At 33.1% G+C, this 19,906-nt stretch carries 18 protein-coding genes; all 18 read left to right on the top strand.

Translation table 11 applies throughout. From position 1 onward, the window contains the following. Positions 1–551: 551 nt before the first annotated feature. On the top strand, positions 552–1,658 hold the full coding sequence (locus ACTQ5K_RS17465; protein ID WP_441994140.1) for a polysaccharide pyruvyl transferase family protein: 1,107 nt from the start codon (positions 552–554) through the stop codon (positions 1,656–1,658). A 193-nt stretch (positions 1,659–1,851) separates the two neighbouring features. Next, positions 1,852–2,601: a YveK family protein gene (locus tag ACTQ5K_RS17460; RefSeq protein ID WP_441994139.1), complete on the top strand. Its 750-nt coding sequence runs from the start codon at positions 1,852–1,854 to the stop codon at positions 2,599–2,601. Beyond that, on the top strand, positions 2,573–3,271 hold the full coding sequence (locus ACTQ5K_RS17455; protein WP_441994138.1) for a CpsD/CapB family tyrosine-protein kinase: 699 nt from the start codon (positions 2,573–2,575) through the stop codon (positions 3,269–3,271). Before ACTQ5K_RS17460 ends, ACTQ5K_RS17455 begins: the two co-directional genes overlap by 29 nt. 547 nt (positions 3,272–3,818) lie before the next feature. Next, complete coding sequence (locus ACTQ5K_RS17450; RefSeq protein ID WP_441994137.1) at positions 3,819–5,222, top strand: UDP-glucose dehydrogenase family protein; 1,404 nt, start codon at positions 3,819–3,821, stop codon at positions 5,220–5,222. Next, positions 5,219–5,875, top strand: a complete 657-nt coding sequence (locus tag ACTQ5K_RS17445; RefSeq protein ID WP_441994145.1) for a sugar transferase — start codon at positions 5,219–5,221, stop codon at positions 5,873–5,875. The genes ACTQ5K_RS17450 and ACTQ5K_RS17445 overlap by 4 nt, the downstream gene beginning before the upstream one ends. A 19-nt stretch (positions 5,876–5,894) precedes the next feature. Beyond that, the gene (locus ACTQ5K_RS17440; RefSeq protein WP_441994136.1) at positions 5,895–6,806 is read left to right on the top strand and encodes a glycosyltransferase family 2 protein; all 912 of its coding nucleotides are present in this window, start codon (positions 5,895–5,897) and stop codon (positions 6,804–6,806) included. A gap of 20 nt (positions 6,807–6,826) precedes the next feature. Next, complete coding sequence (locus ACTQ5K_RS17435; protein ID WP_441994135.1) at positions 6,827–8,011, top strand: glycosyltransferase family 4 protein; 1,185 nt, start codon at positions 6,827–6,829, stop codon at positions 8,009–8,011. Then, a complete protein-coding gene (locus ACTQ5K_RS17430) occupies positions 7,992–9,425 on the top strand; it encodes a hypothetical protein (protein ID WP_441994134.1) in 1,434 nt (477 codons plus the stop codon). The genes ACTQ5K_RS17435 and ACTQ5K_RS17430 overlap by 20 nt, the downstream gene beginning before the upstream one ends. Then, entirely contained in the window at positions 9,406–10,539 is a 1,134-nt protein-coding gene (locus ACTQ5K_RS17425; RefSeq protein WP_441994133.1) for a glycosyltransferase, read from the top strand. The genes ACTQ5K_RS17430 and ACTQ5K_RS17425 overlap by 20 nt, the downstream gene beginning before the upstream one ends. Positions 10,540–10,553: 14 nt before the next feature. Next, entirely contained in the window at positions 10,554–11,654 is a 1,101-nt protein-coding gene (locus ACTQ5K_RS17420) for a glycosyltransferase (RefSeq protein WP_441994132.1), read from the top strand. A gap of 28 nt (positions 11,655–11,682) precedes the next feature. Further along, on the top strand, positions 11,683–12,825 hold the full coding sequence (locus ACTQ5K_RS17415; RefSeq protein WP_441994131.1) for a glycosyltransferase family 4 protein: 1,143 nt from the start codon (positions 11,683–11,685) through the stop codon (positions 12,823–12,825). Positions 12,826–12,905: 80 nt separating this feature from the next. Continuing rightward, a complete protein-coding gene (gene gmd, locus ACTQ5K_RS17410) occupies positions 12,906–13,898 on the top strand; it encodes a GDP-mannose 4,6-dehydratase (RefSeq protein WP_441994130.1) in 993 nt (330 codons plus the stop codon). Continuing rightward, entirely contained in the window at positions 13,899–14,846 is a 948-nt protein-coding gene (locus ACTQ5K_RS17405; protein WP_441994129.1) for a GDP-mannose 4,6-dehydratase, read from the top strand. A 55-nt stretch (positions 14,847–14,901) separates the two neighbouring features. After that, entirely contained in the window at positions 14,902–15,486 is a 585-nt protein-coding gene (locus tag ACTQ5K_RS17400; protein WP_441994128.1) for a glycosyltransferase, read from the top strand. Next, positions 15,473–16,036, top strand: coding sequence for a glycosyltransferase family 4 protein (locus ACTQ5K_RS17395; RefSeq protein ID WP_441994127.1), 564 nt, complete (start codon positions 15,473–15,475; stop codon positions 16,034–16,036). Before ACTQ5K_RS17400 ends, ACTQ5K_RS17395 begins: the two co-directional genes overlap by 14 nt. A gap of 31 nt (positions 16,037–16,067) precedes the next feature. Further along, positions 16,068–17,024, top strand: a complete 957-nt coding sequence (locus ACTQ5K_RS17390) for a glycosyltransferase family 2 protein (RefSeq protein WP_441994126.1) — start codon at positions 16,068–16,070, stop codon at positions 17,022–17,024. A gap of 56 nt (positions 17,025–17,080) precedes the next feature. Further along, entirely contained in the window at positions 17,081–18,592 is a 1,512-nt protein-coding gene (locus ACTQ5K_RS17385) for an oligosaccharide flippase family protein (protein ID WP_441994125.1), read from the top strand. A gap of 98 nt (positions 18,593–18,690) precedes the next feature. After that, a complete protein-coding gene (locus tag ACTQ5K_RS17380) occupies positions 18,691–19,902 on the top strand; it encodes a glycosyltransferase family 4 protein (RefSeq protein ID WP_441994124.1) in 1,212 nt (403 codons plus the stop codon). Positions 19,903–19,906: the final 4 nt, after the last annotated feature.

The following is a 19,906-nucleotide window of genomic DNA, read 5'->3' as shown; positions in this document are numbered from 1 at the left end:
TAGACATTCTCTACATTCGTTTTGAAAAGTGGAAGACCTTTCTCATCACCGTCTTCCTATTGAAATAGGCATTGCCTACATTTCCTTGTCGTTAATGAAAGCAGCTGGCAATTATTTAGAGAAAGCATGGAATTCACATTGGTCTTTTCTAAGCTTGGTGGTAATGGCATGTATCACGGAACTGATTATTGATTCTGTAGATTCGCAATATAATAGAAGAAACTGGGAAGCGTTTTCGAACTTTAGAATAGAATCTATATACAGAGAAGACATTAATTTTGAAAAAAGGAATTTAAACATTAGCAACTTAAAACTGACTGGATATGCTTATCAATATACTGAGCAAGTAAAATATATTAAATATTTTATTAGGAAATGAGCATTTCATGTAAAAATATTGGAAAAGACTAAAATTAAAAATATGGAAAAATTATTAATTTTATACTTCCAACTGCGACTGGAAATGGTGTATAATAATGTAAAATTAATTCTTTATAAAGAACAGGTTGTTTTTAATAAAGAGTAGTCTAGGATATGGGAGTGATTATTCTTTGAAAAAAGTAATGGTTCATGGATTTTTTACATTTAATTTAGGTGATGACTTGTTTTTAAAAATATTAATAGAAAGGTATCCAGAGACTTTATTTTATATATATGCACCTAAAGGTTATAAAAAGCTTTTTAAAATGAGTAGAAATTTAAGAGTGATTCCTAGTAAATTCTTTTTTATTAGAGCTATTAATTATATTTTTAGAAAAATATTTAATATAGATTGTATTACTTTAAAGTTGCTAAGTAAAAGATGTGATGCAGTGGTACATATCGGAGGTTCATTATTTGTACAAGGAGAAAATTGGGAAAAACAATTGATAAGAACAAGAGAACGGTTAATACAATCTAAACCTTATTATTTATTAGGAGCAAACTTTGGACCTTTTAATCGTATGGATTATTATAATAAACATAAAGAAATTTTTAGTCAGTATACAGATATTTGTTTTAGAGAGACATATTCATATAATTTGTTTAAAGATTTGGAAAATGTTCGTTTTGCTGATGATATTGTATTTCAACTGAAAACTGAGAATATGAAAGGTGAAGATAAGAATATTCTTATTTCAGTGATAAATCCTTCTAGAAAAAGTTTAAATGGCTTTGATGAAATTTATTATACAAAAATCCGCGATATATCTGTTTTCTTTGTAGAAAAAGGCTACAGTATTACTTTAATGTCATTTTGTGAATTCGAAGGAGATGATATTGCTGTTAAGAAGATTTTGGGTTTAGTTCCGCAATCTTACCACTATAAAATTAAGGAACACTATTATAAGAAAAACTTGGAGCAAACTTTAAACCTATTTGCTAAGTCTAGCTTTATTATTGCCACAAGATTTCATTCAATGATTTTAGGCTGGATACATAACAAACCGGTATTTCCAATTGTATATAGTAATAAAATGACTAATGTTATAGATGATATTGGATTTAATAGTCTTTATATAGATTTTAATAGTCTTCAAGATTTAGAAGGGAAAGTAGTATTAGAATCTATCCACAAAAATACTATAGAAGTGACAAAAAAAATACAAAGTGCTGCCAATCATTTTTATAAGTTAGACGAATTCTTGTCAGAGAGCATCAATGTAAAAGAAGGTTGACTTGAATACTAATTAGTAGATGTGGATTAAACACTAAAAAGTATCTCTACCAACTACTTGTTCAATTTATTAATTAATTTAGTAGATTATTATATCAAAAGAAAAATAAATAGTGTATAATGATTTTAAGTTCTTTATAAAGAACGTTTTATGATTATATAAAGAAAATAAAATTATCAGAGGAGAGAAAAAATTGGAAGGAATAAAATCAGTAAAAGAAATAATTTCAGTTTTAAAGAAGAGATTATTATTAATTATTTTCGTTTCCATTGGAACGGGAGCTATAAGTGGATTTTTCACTTATTATACAGTAGCTCCCAAATATCAAACAAGTTCAGATCTTCTGGTAGCAAAAGTAGGAGATGTAGAAGGCGTCGGAGATCTTGATATTAGAACGAATATGGACTTGATAGATACATATGTAAGGTTAATCGGTAATCCAGTAATTTTGAATGAAGTAATAAAAGAACTAAATCTCTCAATGTCTTCAGGGCAACTAAGTGGGCATATTAATGTAGCAAATCAGGATTCAACTCAGATTTTAACTATAACTACTACAGACACTGATCCAGAAAGAGCAGCACTTATTACCAATACAGTTGCAAATGTTTTCTTAGAGAAACTACCTGAATTAATGCAAATTAATAACGTTAAAATTTTGAATGAAGCAACTGTAAATTCATCACCTATAAGTCCCGATATAGCTGTTAACATTGGAATAGCCGTTGCATTGGGTGCAATAATTGGGATAGGTTTAGTACTATTGATTGAATTTCTTGATACAACTGTTAGAACAAAAACAGATATAGAAAGAATTAATATCAAAGTTATTGGAACTCTTAGCAATATCTCAGATAAAGATCGACTGCCACAGTCATTCATGGATTCATTAAAATCAGATAGGAGGCAATTAAATGTCACCTCTACTAAAACGGAATTCTAAACAAGAAAATAAAAGCAATTTATTAACTCACTTAAAACTGAATTCTCCTATACGTGAACAGTATCATACTATACGTGCAAGTATACAGCCATCAATTAATGAGAATAGCATTAAGACAATAGTAGTAGTTTCAGCAGAAGAATTTGAAGGGAAATCTACGTTTTCTGCTAATCTAGCAATAACATTCGCAGAAGTTGGAAAAAAAGTTTTGCTTGTAGATACAAATTTTCGACGACCAATTCTTCAAGATTCATTTGAAAAAAAGAATGAAAATGGACTTAGTAGTATTCTGGTTGATAAGTCTTCATTAACCGAATGTATTGTAAAATCTCACATTGAAAACTTAGATTTATTGCTTAGTGGTCCCATTCCTCCTAATCCCTCTGAATTACTTGGTTCTATGGCAATGGAGAATTTGATAAAAGTATTTAAAGAGAAATATGATACTGTTATTTTCGATACTCCAGCTGTAGTATCTGTTGCTGATCCCCTCATATTATCTAATATATGTGACGGTGTCATAATGGTAGTAAGAAGTAATAAGAATGATTTTGAAACTGTTGAATTAACCAAAGATATGTTGTCCAATACTAATGCTCATTTTGTGGGAGCTGTTCTAAATGGAGAGCAGAAATTGAAAAGGAAAAAAAGAAGAAAGATATTACATTAAAATGAATCAAGTATTTTATTACTAATTTAAATAGTGGATTTTAAAGTTTTCACAAATATGAAAATGATTTGATAAAAAGATAAGTATGAATACTTTTCAAAGATATCCTAGTAGCAAATACTGCCATGTTGTTCTCTAATGAGAACAAATGCTATAAGAAGACTTAGTGAGATTATTAAGAATAAGAGCATGCAACCTTAGTAGCTCATTTGAGAAAAATAAAAAAAAGCTAGAAATCATCATGTAGACATGATCCTTATTAAGAATACTTTAGAAATGGTAATGTCTCCTAACCATTATCAAGGGAGGCACTCGATCATGCTGTGGGTAAATTTTACCTTAGTGCTAGTCGCAAGAGTATGATGTGAGGTGAGGTTAAATGCCTCAAATGATTAGTCAAGAAAAATCTGTTTAAGGTTCTTCTTGACTAATCATTTATGAAAAATGGCTACTGGATGTAAGAAGTTATTATTTCTTATTTAGTGAAAAAGATAGCCATTTAAGAAGGTGACTTTGGTAAATCAAATAATGAAAATAGGTGAATGTGATGAATATTGTAGTTGTTGGAACTGGCTATGTCGGCCTTGTTACTGGAGTCAGTCTAGCTGAAATTGGTCATTCTGTAACATGTGTAGATATTGATCGACAAAAAATAGAGAAAATGAGAAAAGGAATTTCACCAATTTATGAGCCGGGTCTAAGTGAACTAATGAAAAAGAATATACAGGCAAATCGGTTGTATTTCACAACAAGTCATAGTGAAGCTTTTTTAAAGGCAAATATAATTTATATTGCAGTAGGTACTCCGGAGAATGAAGATGGTTCTGCAAATTTGTCCTATATTGAAGAAGTGGCATACTCCATCGCAGAAAATATAGTTCGAGATACTATAGTTGTTACCAAAAGTACGGTTCCTGTTGGAACAAATAGAAAAATTGAAGAGATTATCCTACAAAATTTAGTTCATGACGTACGGGTGGAAATAGTTTCTAATCCAGAGTTCTTAAAAGAGGGAACAGCAATTTATGATTCCTTTCATGGAGATCGAATTGTGATAGGGACGAATAAAGAAGAAACAGCAAGGATAATGGAGAAAGTGAATGAGCCTTTTGGGATTCCTGTATATAAAACATCTATTGAAAGTGCAGAGATGATTAAATATGCTTCCAATGCTTTTCTCGCAACGAAAATCAGTTTCATTAACGAGATATCAAATATATGCGAAAGAGTAAAAGCGAATATAGAAGAGGTAGCCGTTGGGATGGGCTTAGATACAAGAATAGGATCACAGTTTTTAAAAGCAGGCATTGGTTATGGTGGTTCCTGCTTCCCGAAAGATACAAAGGCACTAATTCAAATTGCTGGAAATGTTCATTATGACTTTGAATTATTAAAAGGGGTTGTAAATGTAAACAAAAAACAACAAGTCTTACTTATGAGTAAGCTCAAACATATTTATCCAAACTTAAATGGTTTAAGAGTTGGAGTATTGGGCTTAGCTTTTAAACCGAATACAGATGATATGAGAGAGGCCCCTTCTTTACTTGTAATTAAAGATCTTATCGCAAATGGGGCAGAGGTTCTCGCATATGATCCAATTGCAATAGAAAATGCAAAAAGGTTATTGCCACCTCAAGTAATATATGTAGATTCGGTATTGGAAGCAATAGAATCATGTGATGCGACTCTCCTATTAACAGAATGGGATGAAATTAGACAAATGGATGTAAGCCTATTCCATAAAATGAAAAAACCAATAGTAATTGATGGTAGAAATTGCTTTTCACTCGAAATAATGAAGGAAAACGACATTGAATATCACTCAATTGGAAGACCAAGTATAAATGAAAATGTAAGAGAAACTTTAATAATGTTGCAATCAGATTCCGCTATTTTAGTAGATGAAGAGAAGGCTGGTGAAGGTAGTTGTCAGTTGAAAGTAAAACAATAGCAAGAGAATTAAATCCAATCACTGAAGAAGTGTTATTAAGGGAACAAAAAGCCTATCTTGTCTTGAAAAGAGGTATTGATATCATAGGCTCTCTAGTAGGGTTAGTTTTACTTTCGATCTTATTCTTAATTATTAGCATTTTAATAAAGATAGAGGACAGACATGGATCTGTCTTTTTTAAACAGACAAGAATAGGGAAAAACGGAAAGACTTTTAATATATATAAGTTTCGCTCAATGGTATCCAATGCTGAAGAACTAAAAGCTACCTTAATGGATAGGAATGAAGCTAGTGGTCCTGTATTCAAGATGAAAGAAGATCCAAGGATAACAAGAATCGGAAAATTTATACGCAAGACTAGTATAGATGAGCTTCCGCAATTTATTAATGTCCTAAAAGGGGAAATGAGCTTAGTTGGTCCTAGACCCTCGCTTCCTCAAGAAGTAGCTGCCTATACTCCATATGAAAAGCAAAGGTTAAAGGTAGTACCAGGAATCACATGCTATTGGCAGGTTAGCGGCAGAAGCAATATTGGCTTTAGTGAATGGGTGGAACTAGATCTGAAATATATAAGAGAACGAAATATATTGATTGATCTTAAATTAATTTTAAAGACATTTCTAGTCCTTTTTGGTTCAAAAGATGCTTTCTGATTTTAGATGGAGGTGAAGAATGGAAACATCGGTTATAATTCCGACATACATGCGGGTGAAAGATTTGAGAAGGTGCTTAGAAGGATTAAATAATCAACTTCAAATCCCTGATGAGGTGATTGTTGTAGTAAGGGATATAGATGATAATACTAGAAATTTCCTTCAAGAATACCAATCTAAAGTCCTTATTAAAGAAGCGATAGTTTATAAACCTGGACAAATCGCTGCTCTGAATACAGGGTTGCAGCATTCAAAAGGAGAGTTCATATGCATTTTGGATGATGATACTTATCCTCATGCTCACTGGCTTAAACGAATTGTAGAAATATTTAATGAATCAGATCAAATTGGTGGAGTTGGCGGACGTGATTGGGTATTTCATGGTGATTGTAAAGAAGAGGGCAAGAAAGATTCAGTTGGAAAAGTACAATGGTTTGGTCGCGTAATTGGTAATCACCATTTAGGTTATGGTAAGGCTCGTGATGTAGATGTGCTAAAAGGAGCAAATATGAGTTACAGAAGAAAGGCGATTGAAGGTCTGACTTTTGATGAAAGATTGTTAGGAGAAGGAGCACAAGTGCATAATGATATGGCATTTAGTTTAAGTGTAAGAAGGCGTGGGTGGAGGTTGGTTTATGATCCCGAGGTAGGCGTAGACCATTTTCCAGCTCAACGATTTGATCTTGATCAAAGGGATACATTCAATGAAGAAGCAGTCTATAATTCAGTATACAATGAAACGTTGATAATAACAGAGTTTATGGGAACTAAATTCAAAAAAGTAGTTTTTATTCTTTGGGCAATATTTATAGGTACTTCATCTAAGATAGGATTTTTTCAATTAATCCGATTTATTCTTAAAAAAAATACGTTTAAAAAATTCTTATTAAATATTAAAGGAAGAAGAGAAGTGATTCTAAAAATACATTGAGTTATAAAAGAGGTGAAATGGTGCATATAGGAATAGTTAGCCATAATATTTTGAAGGGTGATGGGCAAGGTAGGGTTAATTATGAAATTGTAAAACGAGCCCTAGGGAAAGGCCACGAAGTTACTGTTTTTTGTACAGCTATTGAATCCGATTTATTATCACATTCTTCGCTTCACTGGAAGAGAGTTCAGGCGGAATCCATCCCAATCATACTATTAAAATCACAATATTTTGCTTGGAAAAGCACTCGATTGATTCAGAAAGAAAAAAATGATATCGATGTATTGTTGGTTAATGGGTTTACTACTTGGGCTAAAAGTAATTTTAATGCTGTACATTTTGTACATAGCAAATGGATTCAATCAAAAGTACACCCAATAAGAAATAAAGTATCGATCAACACTATATATCAGTTAGTCTACTCTTATATGAATTCTAAATTAGAAAAGATAGCATTTAATCGAACTGATAAGATCATTACTGTTTCAGAGAAGGTGAAAAAAGAATTAATTGAAACTGCAAAGGTGAAAAGCGAAAAGATATACACCATCTTTAATGGGGTTGATACAGTAGAATTTCATCCTAGACAAACGGTAAAACAACAAGGAGAACCAACTATTGCATTATTCGCTGGTGATATTCGTACAAATAGAAAGAATTTAGATACAGCCCTTAAGGCCATAAAGTCAGTTCCAAATATTTTGTTAAGAGTAGCAGGTAACACTGATGGAAGTCCGTATCCCCAGATGGTTAAAGATATGCAAATAGAGGATAAAGTCGAATTTCTTGGTTTCCAAAAAAATGTAAATGAGTTGATGAGAACAGTTGACATGTTTCTTTTTCCTTCAAGATATGAAGCATGCTCATTAGTTGTACTAGAGGCTCTTGCAAGTGGATTGCCAGTTGTAACCACAATAGAATCAGGATTAGCAGAAGTAATAAATGATAGTAAAGGAAATGGTGGAATTGTATTAGACAATCCAGAAGACGTAGCTACATTAACAATGTCGCTTATTTCTCTTACAGAAAATAAAGAATTAAGAAACCGAATGAGTGAAAATGCGAGAAGAATTGCAGAAGAGAATACTTGGATAAAAATGGCAGATGCCTATCTGAGTCAATTTGAGACGCTAGTATCTCATGAAAATAGGAATAAAAGATTAAGTTTACATGGAGTGGAGAACAGTGCTACTTACAAATCATAGGTTAAAGAAGTTAATTCTTCCAGTTTTTATGCTATTTTTCATGCTATTTGTCGGCCGCTTTTCCATTAATCCAGGATATATGCGTCAGCTAATATTTATATCTCTCTTTATTCTTCTTCTTGCAGTTGTTTTGCATCAAAAAGAGAGGATAATTTACTATTTAATTATTTATTTAGCATTTATGGGGCTTATAAGAAGAGCGCTAATTCCAATCTCGGGCTGGAGTAGCTTTGACCCTTTGCTTATCTTGGGACCAAGCTTGACAGTAGTGCTTGCATTATTAATGTTTTGGGAGAATCATAACAAAAATAATATAATGAGAGAAAAACCTGATAGGCTCATGCTGGCATTGTTTATAATGGGAAGTTTTCAAATGGTTAACCCGTTTTCGGGTAGTCCTCTTAACGGCTTAATTGGTTCTATGTATATTATTATTCCTTGGCTTTGGTACTTTATTGCGTTATACAAAATCCAATATAATCAAATAAAAGTTATTTTTACTATTATTGAAATTTGTGGAACATGCATTGCTTTATATGGTTTATATCAAACGTTTTTCGGCATCTTACCCTTTGAACAAGATTGGGTCAGAATCACTGGCTATAAAGCTTTGTATCTAGCAGAAGATACGGTTCGTTCAATAGGAACATTTCCAAGTGCTCAAGAATTTGTATATTTTACAATGATTACATTTATGGTTGCTTTTTCCAGAATGATAGACAAAAAAAGGTTTTTGATTCATTTTCCGATAGTTATAATTTGTTTATCATCGATATTTTTTGCAAGTGCTCGAACCATTATTTTTTTTATGACATTAGCCATTTATATTATATTAATTGTAACTAAAAAAACCGCAATTGGTAAACTCGCTTCTGCAATAGGAATAGCGATAATTATTGGTGTTATTTGGAATTCTTTGTCCTTAATTAATCCAGCATGGTTTGGATCTGCAGAGCCTGCGGTAGAGCATATGGTAGAGGGGTTGGTTGATCCGTTAGCTGAAGACCAAACTGGTGTTGGTCATATCGATCGTTTTGTAGAAGGCATGAAGTCCATTGTTACTAATCCTATTGGCCATGGAATTGCATCAGTAACAAAGGCGGCTGATAAATCAACAACTAGTGAAGCCATGTCAACAGAAGTAGATGTGTCCAATATGGTCGTCGCAATGGGGGTAGGAGGGATAATATATATATTAATTATTATCACTACGATCTACAAAACAATATATTTGGTAATAAAAAATAAAAAGGTAGAATATGTAATAATTCTAGGAATCTTTATTGGAGGATTGGGTTCATGGATAAATGGAGGTTTTTATACTGCCCCAATTATCATTTGGCTTTTAATAGGATGGATACATAAACAATATTGTGTAATTCGGGGTGAGAAAAATGAGATTGTTAGTAGTTAGTCATGCATGTGTAACAGATATTAACCAACAGATTTATCTAGAAATGGAAAAAATGGGCCATCATGTAGATATTATTGTACCAAGCAACTTTGTAGCAACAGGTCTTGCAAATAAACCAATTAAGGTAAAAAGGTGGCCAGGATTTAATGGTAGGATTATTGAAATTCCTACTATATTTAATAAAAGCATACCACTGCATTTTTATAAAAAAAGTTTAAAGAAAGTGTTCGCTGACAGTAATCCAGATGCTATATATGTTGCTGAAGAACCATATTCCATAAGCTGTTATCAGGTATTAAAAAGTGCCTTATCTCATACTACAGCAGTAGGCTTTTATTCTGCGCAAAATATTCAAAAAGAATATCCATTTCTCTTCAAAAAAATGGAAAAATATGTTTATAAAAATGCTGCACTAGCAGTTAGTATTAGTGCAGATGTTACTAGCGTTCTTAGAAATAAAGGATACAAAAATAATATTTGTGAGATACCCCTTGGTGTAGATGAACAGCATTTCCAAATCTCACAAAAATGGAGAAAGGAAGCAAGAAAAGATGCTGGTATACCTGAAAATGCATTTGTAATAGGTTTTGCAGGTCGACTAGTACAAGAAAAAGGAATAGATCTGCTGATTAAAGCTTTCCAATATAACACGAAAAAAATTCAGAATATTCATTTATTGATTGTGGGGAGAGGACCTTTGATTAGTACTATGAAAGAAAAGGTTATGGATTATGGGTTAAAGGAGAAAGTAACATTTAAAGTGGATGCAATCCACTCTGAAATGCCAAAATGGTTTAACTGTATGGATGTTCACGTTCTTCCATCTAAGACAATGACAAATTGGAGGGAGCAATTCGGAAGAGTTTTAATCGAAGCAGCTGCATGTGGCGTGCCTTCTATAGGTAGTTCAAGTGGAGAAATTCCATTTGTTTTAGAAAAGTTAGGGATGAAAGCTGTATTTCCCGAAGGTAACATCGAAGAGTTAGCAAAAGAATTAGAACTAGCCTATCAATCTATTTCTCATCCAGAAAATATAAGGGATATAGCAATAAGTCAATTCGGTAACAGAAGAATAGCAAATAAATTAATTCATGCTTTCCAATCAGTAGTTTAAGGGGGTCCATAAAGTTGAAATTGTTAATTGTATCTGCACTTGGAGAGTTTGGAGGCGGATCAGAGTCAATGCTTTATGAATTAGTAAAAAGTTCGAAAGAAGATTTAGATGTACACGTGCTTTTTATGCAAGATGGAAAGCTGAGAGAATATATTCAAAGGTTGGGTGTACAAACCTATGTATTAAAAAGTCCCAAAATGCGCAATTTCTTTTCTGTCTCAATTTGGATGGGACTATATCTAAAGTTTATAAAAAGAACTAAGCCAGAATATGTGCTTAATTGGATGCCAAAAGCACACCTTTTTACGGCGATTCCAAACTATTTAAAAAAGATTCCAACATATTGGTGGCAACATGGTGTACCAGACCCGCCAAATTTCTTTGACAGAATCACTCCTAAATTGCCTGCAAAGAAAATAGGAAGTTCTTCTTCTATAGCAAAATTTGCTCAGGAAAAACTTACTAATAAACCAGTGTTTTATAGCTATCCAGGATCTGATATATGTACGCATGCACCAAATAAACATAGTAGGAAAAGTATAAGACATTTACTTGGGGTTGATGAAGAGACAATACTGCTTGGTAATGTAGGGAGAATACAAAGCTGGAAAAGGCAGGATTTATTAGTAGCAGTAGTTGATATTCTGAAAAAAAGAAAGAAAAAAATTAAACTACTACTAGTTGGAGGGAATTTATATAACCTGGATGACGAGTATGAAGAAAAACTATATGAAATGATAAAGGAAAAGAAACTAGAAGATTCTATTATTACAACTGGCAATCAATTGAATGTAGGACCTTATTATGATGCGATGGATATTTATGTGCATACAGCAAAGGAAGAACCATTTGGCATTGTAATGGTAGAAGCAATGCTTCATGAAAAGCCTTTAATCGCTGTTGAATCACCAGGTTCAGTGGAAATAGTTGAAAATAACATTACCGGATACCTAGTTAATTCGGATGATCCTTGTGTTCTCAGTAACAAGGTAGTAGAGATGGTAGAAAAAGAGAATATTGAAACCTATGGAAAAAATGGGAGAATGAGAGCGGAACAGCTTTTTTCTAATCAGCGTATGAGTAAAAGTATTTTAAAGGAACTTGCTCTAAGATAAATAGAAGTGAGAGAGGAGGTAAAGAGAGTTGGAAAAAAGAAGATTATTTGTCTCAGTTGATTTTCCTCCAGTAAAAGGAGGAATACAAAATTATTTGTATGGTCTCGTTTCTAACTTAGATCCAAAGAATACCTATGTACTTACATCTAAGAAGGGATCGGTAGCAGAACAGGAAGCCTTTGATAGAAAACAAAATTTCAAGATTTACAGAACGGATATTTCAAACGGTATTAATTTTGTAAAGCAACTTTTCAAATTATTTCCTCTGTATAAAGAAGTAAAAAAAATAATTAAGAAGCATAAGATTGATGAAGTACACTTTGGTAACACCTTACCTGTGGGTTTGTTAGGCATCTTATTCGGAAGAAAAATAGATTTTTATACATATTTATATGGACTCGATATTCTGAATGCCAAAAACTCCATTATAAAAAGATATATTCTTAAGGAGATATTAAAAAGTTCAAGTAAAGTCATAACCATAAGTAACTACACAAAAAACACTATTATTTCCTTGGGGATAGAAAAAGAAAAGATTAAAATTATTAGTCCTGGCTTTTCCGTTCCAAATGAGTATTCTCATCGTTTTATAAATCTAAGAGAAAAGTATTCTATTAGCATGGATACAAAAATAATTTTGACTGTTGCGAGACTACATGAGCGTAAAGGCCATGACAAGGTAATTGAAGCAATAAAACTTGTTAATAAACAAAATGAAAAGCTCCTTTACGTTATATGTGGGAAAGGACCGTATGAAATGGACCTTAAAAACCTAGTAAAGGAACAAGGACTTGGAAAACAAGTACTCTTTACTGGGGAAGTAACAGACGAAGAATTAGCATACTGGTATAAGGAAGCGGATATATTTATTATGGCAAGTCGGCAAATAGGTACTGTTGGAGATGTAGAAGGATATGGAATTGTGTTTTTAGAAGCTAATTATTATGGAGTTCCGGTTATCGGGGGGGATAGCGGGGGGATACCAGACGCTATAAGACATGAACAAACAGGATTTCTAGTAGATCCATTAAATCCTTCGGAGATTGCAGATAGAATCAACTACCTTATTGCTAATGAGGAGGTATGTAAAACAATAGGAAGGCAAGGGAAAGAATGGGTGATTAATAGCTGCACATGGGAAGAACGCATAAAGATCTTCTCTTCAATATAAGTGAGAGAAACCAATGATTTCATAAAGTGAAATCATTGGTTATTTTTTTGGAAAATTAAATGAATCTAGGGGGAAAACAAATGAAATCAGCACTTATAACAGGTATTACAGGACAAGACGGTGCGTATTTAGCTCAGTTATTGCTTAATAAAGGGTATGAAGTATATGGGGTAATTGCTAGAAGAAGTACAGATACTCTTTGGAGATTAAATTATCTTGGCATAAAGGAACAGGTGAATTTAATTGAAGGAGATATGAGTGACTTATCTTCCTTAATACGTGCTGTTCAAATTTCAAATGCTTCAGAAGTTTACAATCTTGCAGCACAAAGTTTTGTAGGTACTTCCTGGGAACAGCCTATTCTAACAGCGAATGTCACTGGAGTAGGAGTAGTTAATCTATTAGAGGCTATAAGGTTAACCGATCCAACAATCCGCTATTACCAAGCATCAACTAGTGAAATGTTCGGTTTAGTACAAGAACCGATTCAATCAGAAACTACTCCATTCTATCCAAGAAGTCCCTATGGAGTGGCTAAGCTATATGGACATTGGATTACGGTTAACTATCGTGAAAGCTTTAATATGCATACCTCTAGTGGGATTCTATTTAATCATGAATCCCCTTTAAGAGGAATTGAATTTGTTACTCGAAAAGTAACAGATGCAGCTGCAAGAATTAAGCTAGGTGTTCAAGATAAACTGCATTTAGGCAATATTGATGCTAAACGAGATTGGGGATTTGCAGGGGATTATGTAGAGGCAATGTGGCTAATGCTACAGCAGGACCAGGGAGACGACTATGTGGTTGCAACAGGAAAAACAACAACTGTGCGAGATATGTGCGAAATTGCTTTTAAACATGTAGGACTTAATTATATAGATCATATAGTAATAGATCCACAGTTCTATCGTCCAGCAGAAGTGGATTTACTATTAGGAAATCCAACCAAGGCAATGAAACAATTGAATTGGGAGCCTAAGACAAATCTAGAGCAACTAATTACCATGATGGTAGATGCAGATATGAAACGGGTAAAAGGGGAAGTCCAAATACTCGCTGAGGTACAATAGATGCGAATTTTAATAACGGGAGCTAATGGATTTGTCGGTAGGCATTTGCAAAAGGAACTAATAGGTAGAAACCACGAAGTTTTCTTGGGAGTAAGAAACCAAATTCTTTCTCCCGTCCATTCGTCTTTAGTTTCTTTCGATATATTAAATAAAGTACAAATGAAAAAGGTATTGTTAGATTTAAAGCCAGATTCCGTCATTCACCTAGCAGCACAAAGTAGTGTGGCTTTCTCTTGGAAGCAGCCAATAGAGACACTACAGACAAATATAATTGGAACCACGAATTTAATAGAGCTACTTGGTAAGTATTTACCCGAGACAAAAATTATTACCGTCGGTTCATGTGAAGAGTATGGACTATCTGCAAAGGAACATGATTATTTGGATGAAACAGTCAATTGTCGTCCGCAAAATCCTTATGCAATTAGTAAATTTGCTGCATATGAAGTATCACAGGCATTAGCAAAACAATATGCCATAAATCTGATTCATTTGAGACCATTTAACCATTTTGGACCTGGACAAGAGAGCGGATTTGTTATTAGTGATTTTGCTTCAAAACTAGCAAGGATAGAAGCGGGATTATGTGAAAATATACTGAATGTTGGCTATTTGGAAGCAGAAAGAGATTTTACAGATGTAAGAGATGTTGTAAGAGCATATGCATTAGTTGCAGAACATGAATTAGGGAATGGCATTTATAATATCTGCTCAGGTAAACCCAAAAGATTGAAGGATATTTTGGAGGAGCTGGTTGAATTAACTAATCTGTCAATAAATGTAAAGATAGACCAGACAAAGTATAGAATTGCAGAAGTTACAAAGATTGTGGGGGACTCTACCAAAATTAATAACGCATTAGAATGGAAGCCTGAAATTCCATTTAAAACAAGTCTAGAAGAAACATTGAATTGGTGGAGAGATTCATTAATTTCAGTGAGTATGTAACTAACTATAAGTGCATGCAATAATGGACCTGAGTTAAAAGATGGAGGACGTAATAATGAAATCCAAAGAAGAAAAAATCAAAGTAATTTTTCTGGATCATAGTGGGACTATCGGTGGTGGTGAAAAAAGTTTATTAGATATATTGAGATTTATCAATAAAGAAAAATATGATCCGACATTAGTTTGTTTTGAAGATGGGCATCTTGTTGAAAGGGCATCAAAGATAGAAGGAGTCAATGTGTATGTTATACCATTTTCTAAGAAGGTACTATCATTTAATCGAGATGTAAAGAGTATTTTGCAATTACTCAGTGTAGTACATCTCATAAAGCCTAGTGTCCAATTGATACGCTATATACAAAAGAGTAATGCACAAATAATCTACACAAATTCCATGAAAGCTCATTTTGTTGGGATCCTAGTTGGAAAGATGACCTTTAAAAAGGTAATATGGCATGTTAGAGATATATTGGAGGATGGATTTAACAAAAAACTCTTTGTTTTGCTTTCTACATTTACTGATGAAATTATCTGTATCTCTAATGCAGTATCTAATCAATTTAAAAAGAATAAAAAGGTAAGAATTGTTTATAACGGAATACTCCCTGTAAAAGAGGTAGGTACGAATGAAGGAATTTAATGTGGCAATCATTGGTCAGATTGCCAAATGGAAGGGACAAGAAATTTTTATAAAGGCGGCACAAAAACTTATTCCCAAATATCCTAATATGAGATTCCTAATTATTGGAGATGTATTATTCGATAAAGAGGACGAGAGAAAATATAAGCAATATTTGTTAGAGCTCTCAGCTGATTATCCAGCCATTAAATTTCTAGGTTATAGAAATGATATCGAAGATTTGCTGGAAGATATTGATGTGCTAGTGCATGCTTCTACTAGAGAAGAGCCTTTTGGAAGAGTAATTCTCGAAGGAATGGCTTCTCATAAACCAGTCGTTGCATCAGGAATAGGCGGACCAGTTGAGATACTGGAAGATCAGCTATCTGGTATTTTATTTAAACCAGGAAATCATGTAGAGCTAGCTACCTACTTGGAAATGTTGCTGAATGACAAAAATAAATACAATTTTATAGCTGAAAATGGTTATCAGCGATTTCGAGATATGTTTGATATCAGACAAACGGTTGCCAATATTGAATCGGTTATACAAGAAGTGGTAAGTAGATAATTTTATAGATTGGTAGACAGGGGGTGATTGAATGGAAAAGATTAGTGTAGCTATTCCCACACATAATCGAGCAAGTCTTTTAGAAGAAGCTTTAGAGTCTGTATATAGTCAGACCTTACTACCTAATGAAGTGATAGTTGCAGAGGATGGAAGAGACAATAAGACATTGGAGATTATACAGCGGTATCAAAATAAGAATAAAAATATACAATTGGTTCATTTTGTAAATGATCCACCTTTAAAACAGTTAAAGAATAGACAATTGGCTATTTCTTCTACAACTGGTGATTATATAGCGATGTTAGATGACGATGACAAATGGGATATTCACTTTTTAGAAAAGACATATTTGGCATTGACAAAATCAAAGCTATGTGACTTCTGTTCTACAGATCATTATTTTATGAATGAGCATGGAGATGTTTTAATGGATAATTCGATGGAATTTTCTAAATATTGCGGAAGAGACCGGATGAAAGAGGGAGAATACAATGATGTATTTCTAAGAGTGATCAGTAATAAAGCATCCATTTATTCTCTTCAGCATACACTTTTTAGAAGGAAAGCATTAGAAGAAGTAGGATTTTTTCAGCCATTTGGAGAAATGGTTCCAGATTTCATGCTCTTTTTAACATTAGGTTTGCATAGGAAAATTTCTTATTATATTCCAGAAAGACTGGGTTATTGTAGAATTCACTCTGGGCAGCAGACTAATCAGCGACTAACGAATTCACAGGATAGAGTAGAGGGGTTGCTGAGTCTTTATAAAAAAAATAAAGAGCAGTTTCAGGGTAATGAATTTAAAATTTTCAAGGAAAAATACGGTGTATCTGTGTTAGAGAGGTCCATTGCCTATCTTCATGAGCAAAAAAGGAAAGAAGCAGTTGTTGGATTAGGAGATTTGCATACATTGAAATCGTACCGCTTACCTATTCAACGGGTATCTGTTTACCTTTTATTGTTACTGGGAGTGAGAAAGAGAAAATAATAGTATCCATAAAACAAATTGAAGTATAAACAGAAATATTAGAAAGAAGGCAATGCATGAATAAACAAATTAGAGTTGGGGTAGTACTAACCTATCTTAATACTTTAATCAGTCTTTTAACAGGTATTTTAATTACCCCAATTACCCTTAGATTATTTGGTCAAGCGGAATATGGAATTTATTCTTTAGCTATTTCTATAATGAATATGTTGTTCCTTTTTGATTTTGGGTTCTCCAATGCAATTGTAAAATATGTTACAGATTTTAAAGCAAGGAAGCTAGAAAAAGAATATCAGAATATTATAGCTATGTTTCTTATCCTCTATTCTGTAATCGGTGTGGTCGCATTTATTTGCGGAATGGTTGTTGCCAACAACGCAGAAGTCTTATTTGGTAGCAGTTTAAGTGATGGAGATGAAGAGAAATTTAAAATAATGCTACAAATAGTAGCTGTTAATTTAGGAATATCGTTCCCTTTTAAACTTTTTAGTGGAATTATTATTGCCCATGAAAGATTTATTTTTTATCGGCTAATAAATATTGTACGCTTTATAATCAATCCGTTGATTACATTGATTGTATTATTTTTAGGGTACTCCTCTGTTGGAGTTTTAGCTACTATTACCATTGCCAATATACTATTGTCATTTTTTGATTTGCACTATTGTTTTGTAAAATTAAAGATGAAATTAAAATTATATTATTTTAACTTTTCTTTGTTAAAGGATATTACTATTTATTCATTATGGGTATTTATCAATAGTTTGTCAGATTTTATCTATACAAGAGCAGATTTGTTTATTTTAGGTGCTTTTGTCAATGTACGAGCAGTTGCTATATATAGTGTCGCAGATGTAATTCATGTTATGTTCAAGAAACTAACTATGGTACTGAGTGGATTTTTTCTTCCTAGACTAGTACGAATGGTTTCAAACAAAGAATCAAACCATATTATCACTGGTTTCTTTATAAAAGTATCTAGAATACAATTCATCCTAGCAGCAATTGTGCTAATCGGATTTGTCTTTGTAGGAAAAGAATTTGTAATTATTTGGGCAGGAAAAGAGTATGAAACGGCTTATTGGATAGTTATTTTATTAATCCTTTCGAGATATATCCCGGTAGTGCAAACATTAGCTACCTCCATACTTCAGGCAAAAGATCTGCATGCTTTTCAGTCGAAGGCCATTTTAATTGTGGCACTATTGAATGTTGCGATAAGTATTCCGCTTGCAAAGCAATATGGTGTTATTGGAGTAGCAATTGGAACACTGCTTGGACAAATGATTAATGTTGTCATAATGAATATTTATTACCAAAAAATTGGAATGGAAATGAAATGGTATTATAAGGAAGTATTCGTTTTGTTTATACCAATGATGATTACTTTTGGAATGGGATATTTACTAAAAACTATCCTAAACGTGGAAAATCTTCTTGATATTATTGGATTTGCCCTTTGCATAAGCATTATTTATCTCCTCATCCTTTTTAAATTCCTTAATGAAGGCGAAAAGGTGATGTTCTTAAAACCGATGAAACGACTTGTCCTTAGAAGAGCAGGCTAATGTGTAAAATTTATATATACTTGAGGTATAGAGAATGGAAATTAATTGAAGGTAAAGAATTCTATTTAACAGAAGAAACTTTCTAGGAGGAAATCAATATGAGAATTGCTATTGTTCATGATTGGCTGGTGGTATACAGCGGAGCGGAAAAAGTGTTAGAACAAATGCTGAATATCTTTCCTGATGCTGATTTATATAGTGTTGTTGATCATTTGGAAGAAAACCAAAGAGGATTTATTAAACATAAAAAAGCAAATACAACACTGATTCAAAAACTCCCTTTCTCTAAAAAGATGTACCGCACATATCTACCACTTATGCCAATTGCGATTGAGCAGCTGGACTTATCAAGATATGATTTGATTATTTCAAGTTCTCATGCTGTGGCAAAGGGCGTAATAACAGGACCTGACCAACTACATATTTCCTATGTATATTCACCAATTCGCTATGCTTGGGACCTTCAGCATCAGTATTTGCAGGAATCGGGAATGAATAAAGGGTTAAAAAGTATAGTAACAAGATATATTCTACACAAAGTTCGCAACTGGGATTATCGTACAGCGAATGGTGTAGATTTTTTTATTTCTGTTTCCAATTTTATTGGTAGAAGAATTTGGAAGACGTACAGAAGGGATTCAATTACTATATATCCTCCAGTTAATGTAAATGACTTTAGCTATAAAGAAGAAAAGGAAGATTTCTATATGACAGCTTCCCGTATGGTGCCATATAAGAAAATAGATAAAATAGTAGAAGCATTTTCGAAAATGCCAGAAAAAAAATTAATTGTAATAGGGGATGGCCCTGATTTTAAAAAGATTAAGGCGAAGGCGAAATCCAATGTAATGATACTAGGTTATCAATCATTTGATGTGCTAAAAGATTACATGCAACGCGCCAAGGGGTTTATCTTTGCTGCGGAAGAAGATTTTGGCATTGCTCCTTTAGAGGCACAGGCGTGTGGAACCCCTGTGATTGCTTATGGAAAGGGAGGTTCTCTTGAGACCGTTAGAGGATATCAAGAAAAGGATCAACCAACAGGGTACTTTTTTTATGAACAGACACCAGAAGCAATCAAACAGGCAGTAGAAGAATTTGAACAAATAAGCTTGCAACCAACAGATTGCAGACACCATGCGATGAAATTCTCTCCAGAAAGATTCTGTCAAGAATTCAGGAAATATGTTGAAATGAAATGGAAAGAAAAAAGCGCGCAGTTATATGATGAACCGGGTAAAGAATTCCAAGTGATTAAGTCATACGATATTTCGGATATTAAATGGCAAAAAAAGGAATCGATAGGTTAAGAGG

Origin of the sequence: Niallia sp. Sow4_A1 (assembly GCF_052116745.1) — a bacterium.
GTDB classification, from domain to species: domain Bacteria; phylum Bacillota; class Bacilli; order Bacillales; family Cytobacillaceae; genus Niallia; species Niallia hominis.
Note: the sequence above shows the minus strand (reverse complement) of the source record. Positions and strands in the feature narration are given on the sequence as shown.

What these genes read in the sequence shown, in the direction of transcription:
- ACTQ5K_RS17380 (WP_441994124.1), top strand. Translation starts at nt 18,691, where the DNA reads ATGAGAATTGCTATTGTTCATGATTGGCTGGTGGTATACAGCGGAGCG.
- ACTQ5K_RS17400 (WP_441994128.1), top strand. Translation starts at nt 14,902, where the DNA reads ATGAAATCCAAAGAAGAAAAAATCAAAGTAATTTTTCTGGATCATAGT.
- ACTQ5K_RS17425 (WP_441994133.1), top strand. Translation starts at nt 9,406, where the DNA reads ATGAGATTGTTAGTAGTTAGTCATGCATGTGTAACAGATATTAACCAA.
- ACTQ5K_RS17405 (WP_441994129.1), top strand. Translation starts at nt 13,899, where the DNA reads ATGCGAATTTTAATAACGGGAGCTAATGGATTTGTCGGTAGGCATTTG.
- gmd (WP_441994130.1), top strand. Translation starts at nt 12,906, where the DNA reads ATGAAATCAGCACTTATAACAGGTATTACAGGACAAGACGGTGCGTAT.
- ACTQ5K_RS17390 (WP_441994126.1), top strand. Translation starts at nt 16,068, where the DNA reads ATGGAAAAGATTAGTGTAGCTATTCCCACACATAATCGAGCAAGTCTT.
- ACTQ5K_RS17440 (WP_441994136.1), top strand. Translation starts at nt 5,895, where the DNA reads ATGGAAACATCGGTTATAATTCCGACATACATGCGGGTGAAAGATTTG.
- ACTQ5K_RS17395 (WP_441994127.1), top strand. Translation starts at nt 15,473, where the DNA reads ATGAAGGAATTTAATGTGGCAATCATTGGTCAGATTGCCAAATGGAAG.
- ACTQ5K_RS17450 (WP_441994137.1), top strand. Translation starts at nt 3,819, where the DNA reads ATGAATATTGTAGTTGTTGGAACTGGCTATGTCGGCCTTGTTACTGGA.
- ACTQ5K_RS17385 (WP_441994125.1), top strand. Translation starts at nt 17,081, where the DNA reads ATGAATAAACAAATTAGAGTTGGGGTAGTACTAACCTATCTTAATACT.
- ACTQ5K_RS17455 (WP_441994138.1), top strand. Translation starts at nt 2,573, where the DNA reads ATGTCACCTCTACTAAAACGGAATTCTAAACAAGAAAATAAAAGCAAT.